Raw genomic sequence first — 20511 nt, 5'->3', positions numbered from 1 at the left:
TGGAGGGCTGTCCGAGCGGCCGATGGAGCCGGTCTTGAAAACCGGTGGGCAGCGATGCCTCGTGGGTTCGAATCCCACGCCCTCCGCACGAGACCGAGACCTGGAGGGCGCCCCATGGCAGCCGAGCGCGCGACGACCGTCGTCGACACCTCGTCGATGACGCCGCGCCACGGGCGGCTGCGCCGCCACTCCGGGGTGGCGCACGTCTTCCGCTGGATCGCGCTCGGCATGGCCGTCGTGCTCACCGCGGTCGTCGGCGTCGTCGGCATCTCGGTGCTGCGGGTCACGACAGGCATCACGACCGTCGACCTCGCGGCCGACGTGCCGCCCGCGCAGGCCGGGTTCGCGCCCTACGAGGGCGGGTTCACGATCCTCATGGTCGGCTCCGACCAGCGCGAGGGGCAGGGCGAGGAGTTCGGCGAGTCGGCCTACGACGGCGGCAAGCTCAACGACGTCACGATGCTCCTGCACGTCAACGAGGACCACAGCCGCGCGCGGGTGGTCTCCTTCCCGCGCGACCTGCTCGTCGACTTCCCGGCGTGCGAGGACCCGGAGACGGGCGAGACGGTGCCCGCCGCGCGGAACGTGCAGTTCAACCAGGCGCTCGGCCGCGGCGGCCTCGCGTGCGTCGCGACCGTCGTCGAGAGCCTCACGGGCATGGACGTGCCGTACGCGGCGATGATCACCTTCCAGGGCGTCATCAACATGTCGACCGCGGTCGGCGGCGTGCCGGTCTGCTTCGCCGGCCCGATCGACGATCCGTGGACGGGCCTCCAGATCGAGGAGGCCGGCGTGCACGAGCTCGAGGGGGAGCGGGCGCTGCAGTTCCTCCGCTCCCGGCACGGCGTCGGCGACGGCTCCGACCTCGCGCGCATCTCGTCGCAGCAGGTGTTCCTCTCGTCGCTCGTGCGCACGCTGCAGTCGGACGCGGTGCTCACCGACTTCACGCGGCTCTACGCCATCTCGCAGGTCGCGATCGAGAACATGACGCTCTCGTCGGGCCTGGGTGACATCGGCACGATGGTGTCGATGGCGCGCGTGCTCGCCGACATCCCGCTCGAGACGATGCAGTTCGTGCTCTACCCGAACGTCTACCAGGGGGCGCGCGTCGTGCCCGACGAGGAGCGCGCCGAGGAGCTCATGCGGCGCATCCGGCTCGACCTGCCGATCGAGCTCGGCGAGGACTCGCTCGGTGTGGGATCGACCGACGAGACGCCCGCGCCGACGACCGGGCCCACCGCAACCGCGACCCCGGAGCCGACCGCGACGCCCGAGCCGACCGAGAGCGCGGCTCCGGGGACGACGCCGACGCCGACCCCGACGGACGAGCTCGACGGCGTCATCGGTCAGGATGCGTCGCAGGAGTCGTGCGTCGTGCCCTTCGGCGGCTGACCGCCGTCGGTCGAGCAGCGCGCGCAGCCCGCGTATCGAGACCATCCCCCGCTTTGCTAGACTTGCCGTCGGCCTGCCCACCGCGGGCCACGGAGACGTCGCATAGTCCGGCCTAGTGCACCACCCTGCTAAGGTGGAGTCCCCAATAGGGGACCGAGGGTTCAAATCCCTCCGTCTCCACGGACTGAGGCCCCGCTTCCTTCTGGAATGCGGGGCCTCGCTCGTCCTCCGGCGCGAGCCGGCGGAAAAGTTCTCAGCGCGGCGACGGCCATCGACGCTACGCTGAGAGCGGCGCAGGGCAGATCTTGCTCGGCGCTTTTGAATGCGGCTCCGGCCGCACAGCATGATTGAAGGAAATATGGCAACCGGCACCGTCAAGTGGTTCGACTCCGGCAAGGGCTTCGGCTTCATCGCTCCGGATGACGGCGGCAAGGATCTGTTCGCTCACTACAGCCAGATCCAGTCCAGCGGCTTCAAGACCCTCGAGGAGGCTCAGGCAGTCGAGTTCGAGATCGTCGAGGGCAACAAGGGCCCGCAGGCTGCGAACATCCGCCCCCTGTGAGCCTGGTCGCGTCCTCCTGACGCGGCTCGATTCGCGCTGACGGCCGGGGATCAGGTAGTCTGATCCCTGGCCGTTCGGCCAAGCGCCCGTAGCTCAACGGATAGAGCATCTGACTACGGATCAGAAGGTTGGGGGTTCGAGTCCCTCCGGGCGCGCAGCAGTCTCAGGAGCCCCGTCGGCAGTCGCCGGCGGGGCTTCTCCCGTCTCCAGCCACTCGAGCGAGACGCCGGTGGAGATCGCCCACAGCCGCAGGCTGGACGAGCGCAGGTGCGTGCGGCCGTTCTCGGCCGCCGAGATCGTGGCGCGGCTCAGCGCCGTGAAGCGCGCGAGCTCGGTCTGCTCGAGTCCCGCGTACTCCCGGGCCTTGCGCAGGCGGTCGGCGACCGACCACGTGGGGATGCTGCCGCCACCGGTGATCGGGGCGAGCGACGGAACGAAGGTGTCTGTCATGTCGTCCAAGATAGGACATAGCGCCCACAGCCGCCACTCGCCCAGTCTCAGCGTGCCCTCAGGACACGCGGCAACGCGTAGTTCTAGGCATATGTCTAGACATGGGCGTAGGCTGTGCATATGCCCGATACTCCCGATCTCATCGGCCGCGCCGAAGCCGCCGCGATCCTCGGCGTCAGCCGCCGCCACCTGGCCCGCCTGCCCCTCGAGCCCGCGATGCAGCTGCCCGGCACGACCGGTGCCGTGCTCTACCACCGCGCCGACGTGGAGGCCCTCGCAGAGCGGCGCGCAGCATGAGCGTCGAGGCCATGGCGATCGCGCTCAACCACTCCAAGGCCGAGGGCGCGGCGAAGCTCGTGCTGCTCGGCATCGCGAACCACGACGGCGACGGCGGAGCCTGGCCCTCGGTCGCGCGCCTGGCCCGCTACGCGCACATCTCGCCGCGCAACGTGCAGAAGGCGCTCGCCCGGCTCGAGGAGCTGCGCGAGATCAAGCGCGAGATCAACGCCGGCGGCGACCGGCAGACGGCCTCGCACATGCGGCCGAACCTCTACCACTTCCTGCTGACATGCCCGGTGGGGTGCGACGGATCGCGCAACCACCGCATGCGCAACGGACAGGAGCCGCTGCCGATCGAGGGGGTGTCGCCAGCGACAGGGGGTGTCGCCAGCGACGTGGGGGGGGTGTCGCCAGCGACGCCCGAACCATCCACTAACCCTTCACAAGATATTCCTTCGCCTACTCAAGCAATCGCGCGCGAGGCGCTGTGCGACACGACCGGGCAGCCGCACCGGTGGAACCGCACCTACGGATGGTGCGCCGACTGCGGCCAGGAGCGTCGAGCAGCATGAGCGTCAAGACCTGCCCGAAGAGCCACCGGCACGACGACTCGACCACCTGCTACACGACCCACGGCTGCAGGTGCCAGCGCTGCCGCGACGGGCGCGCGCTCTACGTCGCCGACCGGGACGCCTACTACGCGACCCGCACGAAGCGCGCCGCCGCCGTGCAGCGCCGCGTCGAGCCGAAGGTGCGCCGCAGCCCCTCGACGGTCGACGTCACGCTCACGCCTCGCGACGCGCTCATGCTCGCCGAGGCCCTCGAGGAGCGAGCCGTGCGCATCCACCGCGCCGCCGCGACCTCCGGCGTGCAGGCGCCCATCCTCCGCAGCACCGCGGCCCGCATCCACCACCTCGCGCAGCAGGTACACGCCGCTGCCGGCACCCGACAGGAGACCCGATGACCATCACCGCCACCACCCGCACCATCCTCGAGCAGTACCGCGTCGAGGCGATCACCGAGCAGACGCAGCTCGACGCCGCCCGAGGCCGCCTCGAGTCCGAGCTCAACAGCGTGCTCGAGCGCCTCGGCTCGGTCAGCGCCCGCCTCGTCGACCTCGAGCGCGACCTCGGCCTCGCACCCACCGAGCCCACCGACGACGAGCTGCTCGCCGACGACGAGCCCGGCGACGCAGAGGTGGCCGACCCGTGGGCATGACGTTCGACCAGTGGCTCGCGCTGTGGATCGTGATCCCGTGCGCCGCGTTCGTCGCCGGGATGGTCGGCGTCGGCATCGCATCCAGCATCGAGAGGAGCCGCCGTGAGTCGGCATCACCGCACCGCGAAGCACACCACGAAGGCGCCGAAGGTGCGCGAGCAGATCTACGCGATGCTCCCGCAGCGCTGCGTCGACTGCCCGCACCCGGTCACGACCGCGATGCGCTGGCAGGTCGGGCACCGAGTGCCAGCCTCGCAGGGCGGGCAGACCACGATCGCGAACTGCGGCCCCTCGCACACGTGGTGCCCATGGTGCGAGCGAGCCTGCAACCAGTCAGCCGGGGGAGCGCTCGGCGCGCGGCGGACGAACTCGCAGCGCGCCGCCACGAGCCGAGCCTCGCGGGGGCTCCGGCGCTGGTGAGGGCGATGCACGCATGGGGCTGCGCCGGCCTCGTCGTCGCCGACCGAGCCGAGGTGCTGTGATGGCGCTGTTCGATGCCGGGCACATGACCGACCCGAAGAGCCCCGCGCTCGTGCTCGGTCAGCTCGCGCTCGAGCGCGCGAACCGTCTGCTGATCGAGGCCGAGGAGAGGGCGGACGCCGACGAGAAGGATGCGCTCGCGCACGCCTGGATCATGCTCGCCGACTCCGCGGCGCGCGTCGCCGAGGCCGAAGCGAAGGCTTTTTGAGATGTCGCCACTACCCCCGCCCGGAGGCAGCACGGAATTCTCTCTCGATCTATGGGAGAAGGTGCGATCGCGCGCGATCGCGCCGAGGTGGGCCGGACGCCTCGACGACACGGCCGAGCTGCGCCTCGAGTTCCTGGGGGGAGCGCGGCTCATGGGCTTCGAGCTCGTCGACCTCGACGACGAGGAGGCGATGCGCGGCCTCGCGGCGATGAAGCCGCCGCGTCGAGCGCTGCAGCCGCAGCAGCTGCTCATCGCTGACGCGCTCAACGCCGGCTACGAGAAGGTCTCGATCGAGGTCGCCCGCCGCGCGTCCAAGACGACGAGCATCTTCCTGTGGCTGCTCGGCCGCCTGGCCGCGCGCCCCGGCTACATGGCCACGTTCAGCGCGCAGAACGGCGTCGCGGGCTCGCGGCGCCTGCGCGAGTGGGCCTCGACGCTCGACCGCATCAACCCGCCCGACGACCTGCACCTGCCGCCGTGGCTGCGCGGCCAGCAGTACCAGCCCGCCGCCGTGCGCCGGCACGTCGCGCTCTTCGGCGACGAGCTGCTCGAGGAGATCGAGCCCGAGCGTCCCACGTCCGGGCGCGGCTTCAAGATCATGCGCGGCGAGGTCGGCAAGGGCATCTACTTCGACAACGGCTCGCAGCTGCTCGTGCTCAAGCCCGACGCGAACGCCTACCGCGGCGAGGCGGCCGACGTCTCGTGGATCGACGAGGCGCAGGAGATCGACCCGCTCGAGGGCGACGAGCTGCTCGCGGGCATCCTGCCGCTGCAGGACACGCGCCCCGACTCGATGGTCGTCGTCTCCGGCACCGCGGGCGAGGCGCGCATCGGCCCCATGTGGACGTTCCTGCAGCAGCTGCGCAACGGCTCCGACGCCATGGGCGGCCTCGACTGGGCCGCCGACCCCGACACGCCCTGGGATCTCATCGACGACGAGGAGAGCGCGATGCAGCTCGTGCTCGACAACCACCCCGGCGTCGGCACCCTCACCACGCTCGACAAGATGCGCGAGCGCTGGCGCGAGATGAGCCGGCCGCAGTGGGCGCGCGAGTACCTCTCGATGTGGCCCGAGACCATCGGCGAGGTCGTGATCGACCCCGACCTGTGGGACGCCGGCAAGCTGCCCGCGTTCCCCGCCCGCCCCGCCCGCCTCGCGCTCGGCTTCGACGTGAAGCCCGGCGGCTCCGTCGCCGCGATCGCCGCCGCCTGGCGCGACCGCGACGGGCACGCCTACGTCGAGGTCGTCGAGCACCGCCTCGGCACGAAGTGGCTGCCCGCCGAGCTGCAGCGCCTTACGCTCAAGTACCAGACGACCTGCGCCTACGACCCGATCGGCGACGGCCTGGCGACCGCGACGGAGGCGGAGCGGCTGCGGCCGCGCCCGCGACTGCGCGTGCAGCTCTACCGTGAGACGGCCGCCGGATGCGTGCAGTTCCTGCGCGACATCGAGCGCGGCATGCTCCGGCACACCGGTCAGCAGCCGCTGCAGAACGCGATCGAGCAGGCATCCAAGCGCGAGACGCGCGGCGACCGCGGCGTCTGGCTGTGGAACGCCGCCACCGCGGGCGCCGACATCACCCCGCTCGTGGCCGCCACGCGCGCGCTGCGCAACTTCGACCAGCACTACGCCCGCTCCACCGGCACCGAGGCCGACACCGAGCAGATTGTGATCGCCGTCGCATGAGCACTCCCCGCATCAAGCACGACCGCGCCTGGCGCGGCTACAACGACGGCGAGAGCGTCGTCACGAGCTGCGCCGCCTGCGGCCCCGCCTGGCAGTCGCTGCACTTCTCCGAGGACGCCGCCCGCGCCTCCGGTGAGCGGCACCTCGAGCAGGTGCACGACATCGCACCGGCCGCCGCCGGCGAAGCCCGAGCGCGCGCGCTCGCTCGCGCGACACGCTGACGCTGTACACGCCCGCGGCTACTGTCGGCGATCCTCCGGAACATCGTCGACATGGCATGGCTCGAGCGTCTCCTCGGCGGCGGCACCGCGTACGCGGCGGCCTCGCTCGGCGTGCTCGAGACGACGACCCGTGCGGTGAGCGGCATCGCCTCCCCGTGGGCGCCGCAGGACGTGGCGCTGCAGCCCTTCGTCTACGAGGACATCTGGGGCACCACCGGCCCGGTCACGCGGGCGCAGGCGATGACCGTTCCCGCCGTCGTCGCGGCCCGCTCGATCATCCTCGGCGAACTCGCGCACGTGCCGCTGCGCGCGCTGCGCGGCGAGGAGATGGTCGAGCCGCAGCCACAGTGGCTCGCGCGCACGAACTCGATCGCCGGCCCCTGGTCGCGCATGGCCCGCACGCTCGACGACTGGCTCTTCTACGGCGACGCGCTGTGGGCGACCACGCGCGGCGCGGACGGCTTCCCGCTCGACGCCCAGTACGTCGCCCGCGACCTGTGGCGCCTCAACGACGCCTTCGAGATCGAGCTGCTCGAGTCCCGCTCGCCGGAGCGGTGGCGCAAGGCCGACGCGCTCGAGGTCGTCTACCTCCCCGGCCCGTTCGAGGGCCTGCTCGCCGTCGCCTCCGACACGATCCGCGGAGCCCTCGACATCGAGCGCGCCTGGCGCATCCAGGCCCGCACACCGCTGCCCGGCCTGCTCCTGCAGGAGACCGAGGACAACGGCATGACGCCCGACGAGATGCAGCAGTGGGTCTCCGCCGTCGCCGCGCAGCGCCGCAAGGACGACGGCGCGGTCATGGGCCTGCCCAAGCGCATCACCGCCACCTTCGCCCCCTCCAGCGAGCCGAAGCTGCTCGTCGAGGGCCGCAACGCGATCAAGCTCGACATCGCGAACTTCACGAACCTCAACCCCGCCATGCTCGGCGCGGCGCTGCCCAAGGCGTCGCTCAACTACGAGACGCAGGAGGGCACCCGGCAGGAGTTCACGCAGCGCCTCTCCTACTGGACCGCGCCGCTCGAGGACCGCCTCTCGCAGGACGACATCGTGCCCCACGGCCAGCGCGTGCGCTTCGACTTCAACCCGACCCCGCACCCGGCCGCCACCTCGACCGGCCCCACCGTGGAGGACTGAACCATGACCGATCCCGTCATCATCGACGCCGGAGTCGTCGGCTTCAACCGCGACGAGCGCACCGCCGTCGGCCTCGTGCTGCCGTTCGGCGAGGAGTGCCGCTCGAGCGTCGGCCGCTTCACCTTCGACGCCGGCACCGTCACCGTCCCGCAGGACGTGCCCGGCATCGTCGGCTTCAACCTCGAGCACCAGCGCGACCAGCCCATCGGCCGCGCCGTCGCGATCGCCGAGACCCCGCAGGGCCTCGTCGGCACCTTCCGCATCGCCGACGGCCCCGAGGGCGACGCCGCGCTCGCCGACATCGAGGCCGGCACCCGCAAGCACCTCTCCGCTGAGGTCACCGGCCTGCGCATCAAGGGCGGCAAGGCGCTCAGCGCCAAGCTCTTCGGCGCAGCGCTCGTCGCCCAGCCCGCATTCCCCTCGGCCGCGCTCTTCGCAGCCGCCGACACCGATGACTCCGCACCCGACACGGTCGAGAGCGACGAGCCGGCCGAGGAGCAGCCCGACGAGCCCGAGCAGGCCGTCACCGAGACCACCCCCGACGCGCCCGCGCCGGAGGACACCGAGCCGGCCGCGCCGGCAGACCCCGAGGAGGACGACGTGGCCACTGCCACCGCCGAGGGCTTCGCAGCTGCGCAGCCCGCCACCACCGTGCAGGAGCCCGCCGTGGGCCTCTTCGCACTCGCCAACGCGATCGTGCAGGCGCGCCGCACCGGCAACGACCGGCCCCTGCAGCAGGTCGTCGAGCAGGCCGAGCGCATCGGCCTCTTCGCGCTCGCCGACCAGACCTACGACAACGCGGGCGACATCGCCAGCGCCACGAACCGGGTGCCGCAGTACCTGACCGACATCTGGGAGGGTGACCTCGCCAGCGGGCTCACGTACTCGCAGTACTTCGACTCCGGCGCGCTCACCGAGCTCACCTTCAAGCAGCGCACCGTCACGCAGCGGCCGCTGGTCGACAAGTGGAGCGGCAACAAGACGGAGATCCCGTCGCGCAAGGCCGCGATCACGACCACCGAGAAGAGCGCGCAGCGCTTCGCCGGTGGCCTCGACATCGCCCGCGAGCACTACGACTTCAACAAGGTCGAGGACGTCGCGTTCATCCTGCAGCTCATGGGCGAGTCGTACCGCGAGAACTCCGAGCGCTACGTCGGCGACGAGCTGCTCGCCATGGCGACGCCGCTCGCGCTGCCCGCGGCCGACCGCCCCGCCGACATCGGCGAGGCGCACTGGAAGCTCGTGCGCGGCGCGCTCGCCGTGATCCGCCAGGGCAAGACGCTCCCGACCGTCGCGTTCGTCGCCGACGACCTCTACGACGAGATGCTCTTCGCCGGCAAGGACTCGGGCCTGGAGTACCTGCAGACGTCGCTCGGCCTCACGGGAGGCACGCTCGACAACTTCGCGATCGTGCCCGACGAGACGCTCGCCGCGGGCTCCGTGCTCGTCGGCGCCCGGCGCGCCGCGCAGGTGCTCACCCTGCCGGGCTCGCCCATCCGCGTGAACGCGCTCGACATCGCCCGCGGCGGCGTCGACGAGGCGCTCTTCGGCTACGTGGGCGTCCGTGCCCGCCGGCCCGAGGCGCTGCAGCTCGTCACCACCGCCGCGGCGTAGCCCGCGACCGGCACGACACCACAGAGAGGAGGGCAGGGGCGTGAGCATGCAGCAGAGCTACTACGCCGGCGATCAGCCGGCCGAGACGCTCGAGGTCACGCCCCTGCTCGACCTCGAGAAGTACGACGCCGCGACCGGGCACGCGGTGCGCCCCGACGGCACGAGCGTCGGCGGCGTCACGGCCGCGATCGATCACGACTCGATCGACCTGTCGCTCGCGGGCGTCGAATTCGACGTGCCCGGCGTCTGGCACGTGCACGTCACCGTCACGAACGCCGCCGGTGGCCGCCGCCGCCTCGCGCCGATCCCGATCGTCGTGCAGGAGGAGACGACCGGCTGGCACACCCTCGACACCGCGCGCGCCTCCGGCTGGGCCGACGCCGTCGACATGAGCGACCTCGAGCTGCACCGGCTGCTCGAAACGGCGAAGGTGGACGTGCTCGCCTACGCCCCCGCGCTGCCGCTCGACGCGCCGGTGCCGGAGCGCTACAAGGCCGCGCAGCTCATGCAGGCCCGCAACCGTCACAACGCCGGCCTGGCGAACCCGGCGAGCGGCGAGCCTGGGCTCGAGGGCTTCGGCATGACCGTGTTCCCGCTCGACTGGCAGATCAAGCAGCTGCTGCGTCCGATCCAGGGGGTGCCGTCGCACGCATGAGCACGCTCCGCAACGAACTCCGCGACCGGCTCCGCCCGGTCATCCCCGCCGAGTACAAGCTGCGCCCCAATGGGCTCGCGCTCGAGACCATCACGACCCCGGTGCTGCAGATCAAGCAGCTGCGCATCCGCCCGGCCGAGGAGGCCGGCACCGGTCAGCTGAAAGTCGAGATGGTGCTGACCATGGCGAGCCCGAAGAGCAACCCGCAGGCCGCCGAGGACGACCTCGACGACGACGTGGTCGAGGTGCTCGCGGCGCTCGACTCGATCGGCTGGCTCAACTGGTCGCTGGCCGAGAAGGTCACCACCGGCCCCGACGACCGCTACCTCGCGTACGACATCACGACCGAGATCACCACGACCATCCCCGAGGAGGCAGACCATGCCTGAGATCGCACCCGCGCGGCTCAACTACCTGAAGAACGCGAAGTTCATCATCCGCTTCGACGGCGCCAGCACCGGCGGCGACGACTACGCGGGCTCGTGCCGCTCGATCCGCGCCGAGTCGCAGGGGTCCGGCTCGACCTTCTACGGCATGAAGCCGTCGGCGGTCTACTCCGAGGCCGGCGGCTGGCAGATCACGTTCGAGTTCGCCGACGATTACGAGACCGCTACGAGCCTGTGGCGGAAGCTCTGGGAGAACGACGGCGAGCAGGCGACGGTCGAGTTCTGGCCGCACGCCGGCGGCGTCGGCTTCCGCACCGTCGTCACGATCAACGCCCCGGGCATCGGCGGCACCACGCGCGAGGTCGCGACCTCGTCGGTGACGCTGCAGTGCGCGAAGCCCGAGCTGCTGCCCGACCCGACGCCCGCGGTCATCGAGGGCGCGTAGCCGCCGTGGCGCTCAGGATCAGCGTCTGGCGCTCCCCGGAGCTCCGCGCGGCCCTGAGCGCCCTGCGGGTGCTCGACCGGGACGTCAAGCGGCACATCCGCCGCGAGACGAAGGCGATGGTCGATCCGGAGTGGCGGCGCGCCGTCGCCGAGCGGGCCGACACCCGGCTCGCGCAGCGCGTGCTCGCCTCCACCGCCCGAGCGCAGGTCTCCGACCAGAACGTGATGCTGCGCTCGGCCCACATCGGCCGGTCGCTCTCGGGCGGCCTCAAGCCCTCCGAGCACTTCGGGCCGGTCGAGTTCGGCTCGCCCCTCATCCGCAAGACCTACACGCGCCGCTCGAAGAAGGGCGGCACCCACAAGGTGACCCGCACCATCGGGCGCGCGTTCCCGCCGCCGAACAGGGAGGGCTGGACCGTCTACCCGGCGGCGGCCGAGATCATCCCGCGCATCGCGTCCCTGTGGGTGCAGACCATCACGCGCGGCATCTACGAAGCATTCGAGAGGAGGTAGACCATGGCCAAGGGCATCAGCATCGCGATCGCCTCCGAGACGCGCGACTTCCAGCGCAACGTCAAGACGGGCATGCTCGACCCGCTCGAGGACGTCGCCAAGGTGCTCGACGAGGTCGGCGACTCCGGCGACGACGCCGGCCGCAAGCTCGAGGACGCGATGCGCGACTCGCAGCGCGACACCGACCAGCTCTCCGACGAGATGCGCACCCTCAAGGACCGCATCGACGACGCGGCCAAGAAGTCGCGCGACTTCGGCGACGCCGGCCGCCGCGCAGGCCGCGACTACGAAGACGGGATGGACCGCGCGAAGGCGGGCGTCGACGACTTCAAGGACGAGGCGAACTCCACCGCCCGCGAGGCCGCCGCATCGTTCGACGGCTCGGCGGAGTCGATCGGCGACGCCTTCCAGGAGGTCGCAGCCAACGCCTTCGCCGGGTTCGGCCCCGCGGGCGCCGTCGCCGGCCTCGCCGCCGCCGCGGGCATCGGCCTCGCCATGGCGGGCTTCGACGACATCGCGGCCGCACAGGAGGAGTCCGAGGCGCGCATCGACGAGTGGGCCTCGGCCTACATCGAGGCGGGCTCGCGCGTGCTCGACTCGCAGCAGTACGTCGCCGCCGCCAACGCGATCCTCACCGACGGCGAGCAGTACAAGACCGCCACTCGCAACGCCGAGCTGTGGGGCGTCTCGGTGCAGACGGCCGTGGCCGCGATGACGGGGCAGCACTGGGCGCTCGAGGAGGCGCAGCGCAACGTCACCGCGGCGGCCGAGGCGGAGGCGGCGGCGATGGAGGGCGTGCCCTACGACGACGTCGGCACGAACCTCGCGAACATGACCAGCGAGGCCGCCGAGGCGCAGCGGGCGCTCAACGGCATCACCGGCGAGATGGACGCGGGCGCCGAGCGCGCCGGCATCATGTCCGACTACCTCCGCAACCTCGCCGAGACCACCGAGGGCGCCACCCGCGAGGTCGACGAGTTCGGCGACTCCGTCTACACGCTCCCCGACGGCACCACCGTCTACGTCGACGCCGAGACCGGCCGCGCGACCGCCAACGTCGACGCGATCGAGCGCCGCCTCTACGGCATCCCCGACGCCACGGCGAACGTGCACGTGCGCGTGCTCGACGACCCGCTGCGCAACTACCTCAACCGCAACCTCAACCGCACCGCGTACGTGAACATTGCCACCCGCCGCGGCATCAACGTCATCGACGAGGGCTGAGCCATGCCGATCATCCGCAACATCGCTCCCAACCCGTCGATCGAGCTCAACGCAGCGGGCTACTCGCTGTGGACCGGCAGCGGCACGCTCACCCGCATCGCGATCCCCGCAGACGCGCCGCAGGGCAACTGCCTGCTGCGCGCCCGCGCCACCGCCTCGCAGTCGAACTTCGGCATCGCCTTCGACAGCATGCCGCTGTCGGCCGGTCCCGTCACAGTCGCCTACCGCGCGCGCAGCAACCAGGTCGGCGCCTACGTGCGCACCCGCTTCGAGTTCCGCGACGCCGGCGGCTCGCTCATCGGCGCCTACCTGTACGCGCACGGCGGCACACCGCTGCAGGTCGGCCCCATGAACCGCGAGGTGGCGACCGTCACCGCCCCGGCGGGCTCCGCGTCGATGCGGCTGGTCGCGCAGCTCGTCGCCTCGACGGGTTTCCCGCTCACCGTGCCCGCCGACGCGACTCTCGACCTCGACGCGGTGATCGTCGCGCAGCTGCCCGAGGCGCCCGCCTACTTCGACGGCGACAGCCCCGGCTGGGTGTGGGACGGCGCCCCGCACGCCTCCGCTTCGCTCGGGCCGGACGGGATCTACACGCCCGAAGCGCAGCTGCTGCGCGCAGGCACCGCGGTCGACTGGATCGACCTCGTGCCCGGCTACGAGGAGGCCGCCGCCGCCGGCACCGTCGTGCAGGTCACCGCCGACCCCGCCCGCGCACCCTACGTCACCGTCCGACCCGGCCGCGACGCGCGCGGAACCCTCACCATGCACTTCGTGCGCGAGACCGGCAAGGGACGGCCCGGCGACCGCGCCGAGGCCGCCTACCGCTCGCTCTCATCCGGCGCCCCGCACACCCTGCAGATGCGCGACTCGCACGGCGGGCTCGGCACGCCACTGCAGCTCGTGCCCGCAGGCGCGATCCGTCGGACCCGCGAGGCGCGCTCCGACGGCGCGTGGACCGTCGAGTTCGACTTCCACCGCACGGTGGTGCCGACATGAGCGTGCTGCGCAAGGAGTGGAGCCTCCACACGCCCGCCGGCCGCGCGCCGCTCATGCTCGGCTCCTCGTGGGGCTTCGACCGGTCCTGGTCGCCGCAGGGCGCGGGCGAGGCGATCCTCGCGCTGGACGATCCAGCCACGGCCGCGATCGCCGAGAATTCGCGCGAGCCGCTGCGGATCGTGTGCGACCTGTGGCACACCAGCCCGCCGGGCACGCTCGGCACCGGCGCGATGGCCGGCACGAAGCTCGGCGACGCCGCCTGGCCGCTCGAGACGCTCGTCGAGTACCCCGGCAACATGCTCGACCCCGACGGCAACCGCATCACCCACAAGCGCGCCGCCTGGCACTGCTGGCCCGGCCGGGTGCGCCGCGACCGCCGCGCCCGCACCCTCACCGTCGAGCTGCTCACGATCGAGGGACTGCTGACCGAGATCGAGAACCTCGGCGAGCCGTGGCTACCCGCCCCGACCGTCGCGCCCGCCCGCCACCGGCTCTCCGACGTGCTGCTCGAACTGTCCCGCTACGTGCGCCTGCCGCTGGGCGTCACCGCGCACTCCGCGCTCATCCCCGCCGCCGCGATGCGCCCCTGGGAGCCGGGCGAGACCGCCTGGGAGTGGTGGAACCAGCTGCGCGTCGCCGCCGAGATGTCCTACCGCTACGACGCGACCACCAACACCATGCTGCTGCGCGGCTGGGCCGAGGGCGCCGTCGGCGAGGTCTCCACCGACTGGCTCGACTGGGTGGAAGAGCTCGGCGGCGCGGGGGAGCAGGACTTCAACCGCTACGCCGACGCCGTGCGCATCGTGTGGACGTGGACCGATCGCGTCAGCGGCGAGGAGCGCACCCACGCCGAGGTCGCGCTCGCGCCCGGCATCACCGACTGGCGTGACGCGACCCGGCCCCGCACGTTCGAGTACTCCGGGCAGCCGCAGACCGGCCTCGCACGGCTCTACGTCAACCGGCTCGCGCGCTGGAAGAACCTCGCCACCGTCATGACGCCGCTGGACGAGTCCACCCTCGTCGACCTCCTCACCGACCGCGGCGCGACGGCGCAGGCCATCCACTTCGCCATCGACGAGGAGCCCACCGTGACCTTCACCATCATCACCGAGGAGTGACCATGCCCGCCGGCTACATCGACCCCGACTCCGGGCAGTACATCTACGGCAGCGACGACCCGCGCCAGCCGATGCACGACGTCCTCAACCTCGGCCAGCAGGCGGCGGCGACCGAGTCGCAGCAGACCCGCTCCCGCCTCGACCAGCTCGAGCTGTGGCTGGGCGGCTTCAACGCCGCGACCCCGTGGGCGAACCTGCCGCTCAACAGCACCTACTTCGAGGTCGCGAACACCGACTCGATCGCCGGCGTCGCCTCGACGCCGCTGCGCTATCGGCGCGCGGGGGACCGGCTGCACCTGATCGGCACCGTCAACGCCAAGGCCGTGCCGCCGAACTGGACCGTCCTCGGCACCCTCCCGAGCGGTTTCCGCCCGATCGAGGACACCCCGATCCTCTACATGTTCAACCTGCAGTCGGACATCACCCGCGGCGTCATCAAGACCAACGGCGACGTGCAGCTCTCGTGGGCGCCGACGACCGTGAACGCCGACCTCACCATCGTCTTCGCGGAGGCGCTGCTGGTATGAGCATCGTCTTCCCGATGCGCCGCGACCGGGTCTTTATGTACCCGGCGGCGATGTTCCGCACCGCCAAGCGGCCCACGCACGGCGGCATCGACCTCACCCCGATCGCGAAGGGCGCCAACGAGGAGTTCTGGGCGCCCGAGTCGGGCCGCGTGGTGATCGCCGGCGTCTCGAAGACCGCGGGCCGGAACGTGATGGTGCTCGCCCCGTCCGGGCGGCGCTGGTGGGTCGGGCACCTCGACTCGATGAGCGTGAAGGTCGGCGCGCAGGTCACCGCCGGCCGCAGCCTGCTCGGCCGCGTCGGCATGACCGGCAACGCGGACGGCGTGCACGCGCACCTCGAGCTGCACTACCCCGGTATCAACCAGGAGATCGACCCGTGGCCGCTGCTGCGCGACGCGCCCGATCCCACCGGCTCCAAGGCCTCGCTCGCGCCCTCGCGCGACAAGGCCGCCCTCCACGTCCCGAATCCCGAACCGGAAGGCCTGCTCATGGCTCTCAGCGACTACGACCAGGAACTCGTGCGCAACGCGGTCGTCGACATCAACAACCGCACCGCCGCCCACTCCGAGGTGCTCACCACCGTGCAGCGCGCGCTCGAGGCGCTGCCGGGCATGCGCGACCAGCTCGCGGCCGTGCACGCCCTCTACGCCGAGCGGGACCGCAACGGCTGGACGTTCGCCGACGTCGTGAAGTCGCACGTGGTCGCGACCCTCGCGGCCGTGCACGCGATCGAGCCGGCCGAGCTCGGCGAGATCGACGTCGACGACCTCACCCGCCGCATCGTGGACGAGCACGCCCGGCGGTTGCTGACCTGATGGAGCTCTCGTCAGCCGACCAGATGCAGCTGATGCGCGACGTGGCGGAGATCAAGGGCATGCTCGCCGGCACCCTCGCCGCCCACGACGAGCGCATCCGCGCCGTCGAAGCCGACATCGACGAGTCGCGCGCCGTCCACACCGAGCACGACAAGGCGCTCGCCGCGCACGCGGCACGCCTGGCCGTGGTCGAGAACATCACCTCGCAGCACGCCACCCGCCTCGCGCAGGCCGGCGACCAGACGCGCGCGAACGCGGCGCTCATCGTCTCCATCGTCGTCGGCCTCGCGTCGATCGGCACCGCCATCCTCACCTTCGCCAACCAGATCGGAGCAACACCATGACCGAGAACCGACCGGGAGAGGGGCGCATCGTCGAGAGCCCCGACCTCCGCGCCCACCTGTACGTCACCGCCCTCGCGATCGGCGGCATCCTCGTCGCGATGGGCTTCCTCACCGACGACGAGCTGCAGCTGTGGCTGAACCTCGCCGCTGCACTCATCGGGCTCGGCTCGACCGTGCTGGCGCGCTTCAACGTCCCGAAGGGCCGCCACGCGCTCGACTAGCCGGCTACTCGATCCCGTGCTCGGCGGCGACCGCGCAGCCGCGCTCGTGGGCGGCCTCGAGCTCAGGGCTGCCCCCGAGCCCGGTCACGTACGCTGCCGACCCGCACATGCCGTCGTCGACGATGGACGTCGTGAGCTGCTCGGCGAGCCCGTGCATGCCGTCGACGAACTCGAGCGCGGCCTCGTCGCCCTCGGCCGCGCTCGTCGCGACCCCGGGCGGGATCAGCTCCTCGAGCACCGCGCGCTGCACCTCGGCGCGCGGGTCGGGCGCGGGCTCGGCGGCGGCGCAGCCGGTGAGCAGCAGGACGGCGGCGACGAGGGCGAGGCGCTTCATGCGGCTCACCCTACGCGCTGCCTCTCACCTGCCCGGCTGGCGCGCTCGACGACGCTGCGCAGCCGATCCGAGGGCAGCGCGACGTAGGTGCGCACCATCGCGAGGTTCGCCCAGCCCATCAGATCCGCGACCACGTACGGGTCGCCGCCCGAGTGCACCCAGAAGCGCGTCGCGGCGCGATGCCGCAGCTTGTGGATGGTCCAGTCACCCGGCAGCAGCCGGTTCACGCGCTTGCCGAGCCAGCGCGCCGAGACGTGCCCCATCTCCTCGCCCGGCCACAGCCACCCGCCGTGCTCGGCGAGCGCAAGCAGCGCGGAGGCCATGGGGGAGGTGAGCGGGACGATGCGCGGCTTGCCGCCCTTGCCGTGCACGCGCAGGTCGTAGCCGAGCAGGGTCGGCACGAGGTCGCGGGCGTGGATGCCGGCGATCTCCGCTCGCCGCAGGCCGTGCTCGGCGGCGAGGTCGATCCACAGCCGCTCGGTGTCGTCGGCGCGCCACAGCGCCTCGAGGTACACGTCGTCCGGCACCGGGCGCGGGTTCGGCCGCCCGGGCGCGATCCGCTCGAGCGGCTCGGTCGGGTCGTGCTCGGTGCAGCCGCTCGCGATGGCCCACCGGTAGAACGACTGCAGCGTGATCCGGCGCCCGCGGAGCGTCTCGCGCGCCCAGCCCTGCGCGCCGAGGTAGGCGGCCAGCTGCGCGGACGTGAGCGCCCACGGGCCGCTCTCGACGCGCCTGGCGAGGTGCGTGAGGTGCTGCCGGCGCGTCTCGCGGGTGGACGGCGGGCGACCGGCGGCGGCCTGCGCGTGCAGGTAGGCGGCGATGGTGTCGGGCCAGTCGGGGTGGATGACTCGTGACGTCATGGCGCTCCGGAGGTCGAGGGATCAGGGACTCAGGAGCATCCATGCGGCACGTGCGAGCACCCTCCGAGCGCGTCTTACTCCGGATCAGTAGGTTGGGGGTTCGAGTCCCTCGGGGCGCGCTGGATGGCGCGTACCGGCGTCCGCGATGAGCGCACCGACGCGCTCAAGGCGCGGCGCAGGCTCAGGTGTCCCCGCGCTATTCCAGATCGAGTTGCAGCTTCCGCATCGGGCCTCGCCGAGCCCGACGACCCAGTGGACTCGCCCGTCGCAGACCGGACACTCGAGCCAGGCTCCCTGCTTGTCACGGCCGTCAATCGCGCTCATCGGGCGTTCACCTGCTCGACGTGGGCGGTGATCAGCCCGGCGAGCACCACCATGCCGACGCCGGGGTGCGGTGAGTGCTCAGGCGCGGCGAGCGGCGTCGGGGCGGCTCCGGAACAGAAGGTTGGGGGTTCGAGTCCCTCCGGGCGCGCACTGTGTTGAGACAGTAGAAGGCCACCTGCGAGAGCAGGTGGCCTTCGTGGTTGATGGACCGTCTCTTGGCCCCCGCCAAGCAATCGTCAATGCTCCGCTCACAAGCCGCTTGGACCATGTGCGGGAGCGGTCCACTTCCTCTACGTCTCCGCTCGGGATTCGGGTTGACTATGTCCATGGCACTGCAGAGCTCGCGCACGCCCCTCGTGCGCCCCGACGGGATGCCGGTGCGCGCGCTCGTCGTCGACGACGAGGCGAACCTCAGCGAGCTGCTCCGGATGGCGCTCGCCAACGACGGCTGGGAGGCGCGCACGGCCGCCAACGGCCAGGAGGCGCTCAACGCGGTGCGGGAGTTCCACCCCGACATCGTGGTGCTCGACATCATGATGCCGAGCATCGACGGGATGGAGGTGCTGCGACGGATCCGCGCCGCGGGCAACGATGTGCCCGTGCTGTTCCTCACCGCCAAGGATGCGGTCGAGGACCGCATCGCAGGCATCGAGGAGGGCGGCGACGACTACGTCACGAAGCCGTTCAACCTCGAGGAGGTCATCGCGCGGCTCCGACGCATGGCACGCCGGCACATCGCCATCGCGGACGACGATCCGCGCCTGCGGGTCGGCGACCTCGTGCTCGACGAGGAGAGCTACGAGGTCGAACGGGCGGGCACTCCGGTGGCCCTCACGGCCAAGGAGTTCGAGCTGCTCCGATTCCTGATGCGCAACCCGCGCCGGGTGCTGAGCAAGGCGCAGATCCTCGAGGGCGTCTGGAGCTACGACTTCGGGGGCAAGTCGAGCATCGTCGAGATCTACATCTCCTACTTGCGCAAGAAGATCGACACGCTCGGCGAGCCCATGATCCACACCGTCCGCGGCGTGGGCTACACCATCAAGCCCGCGTGAAGCCCGGCCACGCGTGGACGCTGCGCCGCACCATCGTGACCGGCGCGAGCGTCCTCGTCGCGCTCGCGCTCGTCATCACGAGCATCATCACGATGTCGGCGCTGCGCTCGGCGGAGATCGAGCGGCTCGACGAGCAGGTGATCGCGGGGCTCGAGTTCGCCGCCGGTCGTCCCGGCGACCCCGGCGGCGGGCCGGACGGACCTGGCGGCGGCTTCGAGCCGGCCGCACGGATCGGTACGCTGCAGGTGGTGCTCGACGGCACCGGCGCGGCCACGAGCGCGACGTACGCGGGCGTCGACGGCCAGGAGGTGCCGCTCGCGTCATCGCAGCTCGACGCCCTCGTCGCAGCCGACCTCGGCGAGCGCACGCCGACGACGGTCGACCTCGGCGGCGAGCTGGGGAGCGTGCGCGTGGCGGCCGAGTCGCGGGGCGGGCGCACCATCATCTCGGGCAGCTCGCTCGATGACGTGGATGCGACGACTCGCGCGATCGCCGGGATCCTCGCCGCCGTGATGGGCACGGCCCTCGTGCTCCTCGTGGTGGGCCTCGCCGTCGTCGTCACGCGCGCGCTCCGTCCGCTCGAGCGGGTCGCCGGCACCGCGCAGCGAGTCGCCGAGCGGCCGCTCGCCGCCGGCGCGGTCGAGCTGCCGGATCGGGTGGGAGCGGCAGACACCGACCCGCGCACGGAGGTCGGCCGCGTCGGGCAAGCGCTCAACACGCTGCTCTCGCACGTCGAGACCTCGCTCGCCGCGCGCGAGCGCAGCGAGCAGCAGCTGCGCCGCTTCATCGCCGACGCGAGCCACGAGCTGCGGACCCCGCTCGCGTCGATCCGCGGGTACGCGCAGCTGTCGCAAGGGGAGGGCGCGCCGATGACGCCGACGCAGGAGCGCTCGCTCGAGCGGATCGGCGCGGAGGCGGTGCGCATGAGCTCGCTCGTCGACAACCTGCTGCTGCTCGCGCGCCTCGACGCGGGCCAGCCGCTGCGTCGTGCGCCGGTCGACCTGGCACTCGTGCTCATGGATGCGGTGAGCGACGCGCACGTCGCCGCGCCCGACCACGAGTGGATCCTCGACGTCGACGAGACGGTCGAGGTGCTCGGAGACGAGGGCCGCATCCGGCAGGTGATGGTGAACCTGCTCGGCAACGCCCGCGCGCACACGCCCGCCGGCACGACCGTCACCGCGTCGCTCACGCGCGATGCCACCCACGCCGAGGTCCGCGTGGTCGATGATGGGCCCGGCATCGATCGCGAGTTGCAGTCGCGCCTCTTCGAGCGGTTCGTGCGCGGCGACGAAGCACGGCACCGCGCTTCGGGCAGCACCGGGCTCGGGCTCTCGATCTCGCACGCGATCGTGGCAGCGCATGGCGGCACGATCTCCGTCGACAGCGAGGCGGGCCGCACCGCGTTCAGTGTGCGGCTGCCGCTCGCCTGACGAGCGACGCCCCCTGAGGG

At 71.9% G+C, this 20511-nt stretch carries 28 protein-coding genes and 3 tRNA genes; 28 read left to right on the top strand and 3 right to left on the bottom strand.

Annotated features, from left to right (window positions below):
- Position 1 precedes the first annotated feature (1 nt).
- The 5 genes from JQT67_RS09790 to JQT67_RS09770 all read left to right on the top strand — a co-directional run bounded on the left by JQT67_RS09790 (position 2) and on the right by JQT67_RS09770 (position 2109).
- Positions 2-86, top strand: a tRNA-Ser gene (locus JQT67_RS09790).
- Between the two features lie 28 nt (positions 87-114).
- The gene (locus JQT67_RS09785; protein WP_021010438.1) at positions 115-1392 is read left to right on the top strand and encodes an LCP family protein; all 1278 of its coding nucleotides are present in this window, start codon (positions 115-117) and stop codon (positions 1390-1392) included.
- Between the two features lie 91 nt (positions 1393-1483).
- Positions 1484-1572 (top strand) — tRNA-Ser (locus JQT67_RS09780).
- Between the two features lie 178 nt (positions 1573-1750).
- Positions 1751-1954: a cold-shock protein gene (locus JQT67_RS09775; RefSeq protein WP_026372698.1), complete on the top strand. Its 204-nt coding sequence runs from the start codon at positions 1751-1753 to the stop codon at positions 1952-1954.
- Positions 1955-2036: 82 nt separating this feature from the next.
- A tRNA-Arg gene (locus tag JQT67_RS09770) sits at positions 2037-2109 on the top strand.
- Here the strand turns inward: JQT67_RS09770 and JQT67_RS09765 are convergent.
- Positions 2075-2404 (bottom strand): helix-turn-helix domain-containing protein, encoded by a 330-nt coding sequence (locus tag JQT67_RS09765; protein WP_208064498.1) that lies wholly within the window; start codon positions 2402-2404, stop codon positions 2075-2077. The two genes, JQT67_RS09770 and JQT67_RS09765, sit on opposite strands and share 35 nt — an antisense overlap.
- Before the next feature lie 120 nt (positions 2405-2524).
- On the opposite strand from JQT67_RS09765, the gene JQT67_RS09760 reads away from it, so the two are divergent.
- The 21 genes from JQT67_RS09760 (at position 2525) to JQT67_RS09660 (ending at position 16488) form a co-directional block, all read left to right on the top strand.
- Positions 2525-2701 (top strand): AlpA family transcriptional regulator, encoded by a 177-nt coding sequence (locus JQT67_RS09760; RefSeq protein WP_208064497.1) that lies wholly within the window; start codon positions 2525-2527, stop codon positions 2699-2701.
- Entirely contained in the window at positions 2698-3255 is a 558-nt protein-coding gene (locus JQT67_RS09755) for a helix-turn-helix domain-containing protein (RefSeq protein WP_208064496.1), read from the top strand. Before JQT67_RS09760 ends, JQT67_RS09755 begins: the two co-directional genes overlap by 4 nt.
- Positions 3252-3647: a hypothetical protein gene (locus JQT67_RS09750; protein ID WP_208064495.1), complete on the top strand. Its 396-nt coding sequence runs from the start codon at positions 3252-3254 to the stop codon at positions 3645-3647. The genes JQT67_RS09755 and JQT67_RS09750 overlap by 4 nt, the downstream gene beginning before the upstream one ends.
- Entirely contained in the window at positions 3644-3901 is a 258-nt protein-coding gene (locus JQT67_RS09745; RefSeq protein ID WP_208064494.1) for a hypothetical protein, read from the top strand. Before JQT67_RS09750 ends, JQT67_RS09745 begins: the two co-directional genes overlap by 4 nt.
- Entirely contained in the window at positions 3898-4383 is a 486-nt protein-coding gene (locus tag JQT67_RS09740) for a hypothetical protein (RefSeq protein WP_208064493.1), read from the top strand. Before JQT67_RS09745 ends, JQT67_RS09740 begins: the two co-directional genes overlap by 4 nt.
- Complete coding sequence (locus JQT67_RS09735) at positions 4380-4589, top strand: hypothetical protein (protein WP_208064492.1); 210 nt, start codon at positions 4380-4382, stop codon at positions 4587-4589. Before JQT67_RS09740 ends, JQT67_RS09735 begins: the two co-directional genes overlap by 4 nt.
- Before the next feature lie 61 nt (positions 4590-4650).
- Positions 4651-6276 (top strand): hypothetical protein, encoded by a 1626-nt coding sequence (locus tag JQT67_RS09730; protein WP_208064491.1) that lies wholly within the window; start codon positions 4651-4653, stop codon positions 6274-6276.
- Positions 6273-6497, top strand: coding sequence for a hypothetical protein (locus JQT67_RS09725; protein WP_208064490.1), 225 nt, complete (start codon positions 6273-6275; stop codon positions 6495-6497). Before JQT67_RS09730 ends, JQT67_RS09725 begins: the two co-directional genes overlap by 4 nt.
- A 51-nt stretch (positions 6498-6548) precedes the next feature.
- On the top strand, positions 6549-7631 hold the full coding sequence (locus tag JQT67_RS09720; RefSeq protein WP_208064489.1) for a phage portal protein: 1083 nt from the start codon (positions 6549-6551) through the stop codon (positions 7629-7631).
- Positions 7632-7634: 3 nt separating this feature from the next.
- Positions 7635-9245, top strand: coding sequence for a hypothetical protein (locus tag JQT67_RS09715; RefSeq protein ID WP_208064488.1), 1611 nt, complete (start codon positions 7635-7637; stop codon positions 9243-9245).
- A 40-nt stretch (positions 9246-9285) separates the two neighbouring features.
- Positions 9286-9900: a hypothetical protein gene (locus tag JQT67_RS09710; RefSeq protein WP_208064487.1), complete on the top strand. Its 615-nt coding sequence runs from the start codon at positions 9286-9288 to the stop codon at positions 9898-9900.
- Positions 9897-10289: a hypothetical protein gene (locus JQT67_RS09705; protein ID WP_208064486.1), complete on the top strand. Its 393-nt coding sequence runs from the start codon at positions 9897-9899 to the stop codon at positions 10287-10289. The genes JQT67_RS09710 and JQT67_RS09705 overlap by 4 nt, the downstream gene beginning before the upstream one ends.
- Complete coding sequence (locus JQT67_RS09700; RefSeq protein ID WP_208064485.1) at positions 10282-10731, top strand: hypothetical protein; 450 nt, start codon at positions 10282-10284, stop codon at positions 10729-10731. The genes JQT67_RS09705 and JQT67_RS09700 overlap by 8 nt, the downstream gene beginning before the upstream one ends.
- Positions 10732-10736: 5 nt before the next feature.
- A complete protein-coding gene (locus tag JQT67_RS09695) occupies positions 10737-11243 on the top strand; it encodes a hypothetical protein (protein ID WP_208064484.1) in 507 nt (168 codons plus the stop codon).
- Positions 11244-11246: 3 nt separating this feature from the next.
- The gene (locus JQT67_RS09690; RefSeq protein ID WP_208064483.1) at positions 11247-12467 is read left to right on the top strand and encodes a hypothetical protein; all 1221 of its coding nucleotides are present in this window, start codon (positions 11247-11249) and stop codon (positions 12465-12467) included.
- 3 nt (positions 12468-12470) lie between these two features.
- Positions 12471-13463 carry a hypothetical protein gene (locus JQT67_RS09685; protein WP_208064482.1) on the top strand — a complete coding sequence of 331 codons (993 nt, stop codon included), beginning with the start codon at positions 12471-12473 and terminating at the stop codon, positions 13461-13463.
- Positions 13460-14581, top strand: a complete 1122-nt coding sequence (locus JQT67_RS09680; protein WP_208064481.1) for a hypothetical protein — start codon at positions 13460-13462, stop codon at positions 14579-14581. The genes JQT67_RS09685 and JQT67_RS09680 overlap by 4 nt, the downstream gene beginning before the upstream one ends.
- Positions 14582-14583: 2 nt before the next feature.
- Positions 14584-15108, top strand: a complete 525-nt coding sequence (locus JQT67_RS09675; RefSeq protein ID WP_208064480.1) for a hypothetical protein — start codon at positions 14584-14586, stop codon at positions 15106-15108.
- Entirely contained in the window at positions 15105-15923 is an 819-nt protein-coding gene (locus JQT67_RS09670) for a M23 family metallopeptidase (RefSeq protein WP_208064479.1), read from the top strand. The genes JQT67_RS09675 and JQT67_RS09670 overlap by 4 nt, the downstream gene beginning before the upstream one ends.
- A 32-nt stretch (positions 15924-15955) precedes the next feature.
- Positions 15956-16267, top strand: coding sequence for a hypothetical protein (locus tag JQT67_RS09665; protein WP_208064478.1), 312 nt, complete (start codon positions 15956-15958; stop codon positions 16265-16267).
- A complete protein-coding gene (locus JQT67_RS09660; protein WP_208064477.1) occupies positions 16264-16488 on the top strand; it encodes a hypothetical protein in 225 nt (74 codons plus the stop codon). Before JQT67_RS09665 ends, JQT67_RS09660 begins: the two co-directional genes overlap by 4 nt.
- A 4-nt stretch (positions 16489-16492) precedes the next feature.
- Here JQT67_RS09660 and JQT67_RS09655 read toward each other — a convergent pair whose 3' ends face one another.
- Positions 16493-16822, bottom strand: a complete 330-nt coding sequence (locus JQT67_RS09655) for a hypothetical protein (RefSeq protein WP_208064476.1) — start codon at positions 16820-16822, stop codon at positions 16493-16495.
- 5 nt (positions 16823-16827) lie between these two features.
- A complete protein-coding gene (locus tag JQT67_RS09650) occupies positions 16828-17682 on the bottom strand; it encodes a tyrosine-type recombinase/integrase (RefSeq protein ID WP_208064475.1) in 855 nt (284 codons plus the stop codon).
- A 644-nt stretch (positions 17683-18326) separates the two neighbouring features.
- Between JQT67_RS09650 and JQT67_RS09645 the strand changes: the two genes are divergently transcribed.
- Both JQT67_RS09645 and JQT67_RS09640 read left to right on the top strand, forming a co-directional pair.
- The gene (locus tag JQT67_RS09645) at positions 18327-19058 is read left to right on the top strand and encodes a response regulator transcription factor (RefSeq protein WP_208064474.1); all 732 of its coding nucleotides are present in this window, start codon (positions 18327-18329) and stop codon (positions 19056-19058) included.
- Positions 19055-20491, top strand: coding sequence for an ATP-binding protein (locus JQT67_RS09640; RefSeq protein WP_307864292.1), 1437 nt, complete (start codon positions 19055-19057; stop codon positions 20489-20491). Before JQT67_RS09645 ends, JQT67_RS09640 begins: the two co-directional genes overlap by 4 nt.
- The last annotated feature ends 20 nt before the right edge of the window (positions 20492-20511 follow it).

It is taken from the genome of Agrococcus sp. TF02-05 (assembly GCF_017565345.1).
Lineage (GTDB): Bacteria > Actinomycetota > Actinomycetes > Actinomycetales > Microbacteriaceae > Agrococcus > Agrococcus pavilionensis.
This window is presented reverse-complemented; position numbering and strand designations above follow the sequence as displayed.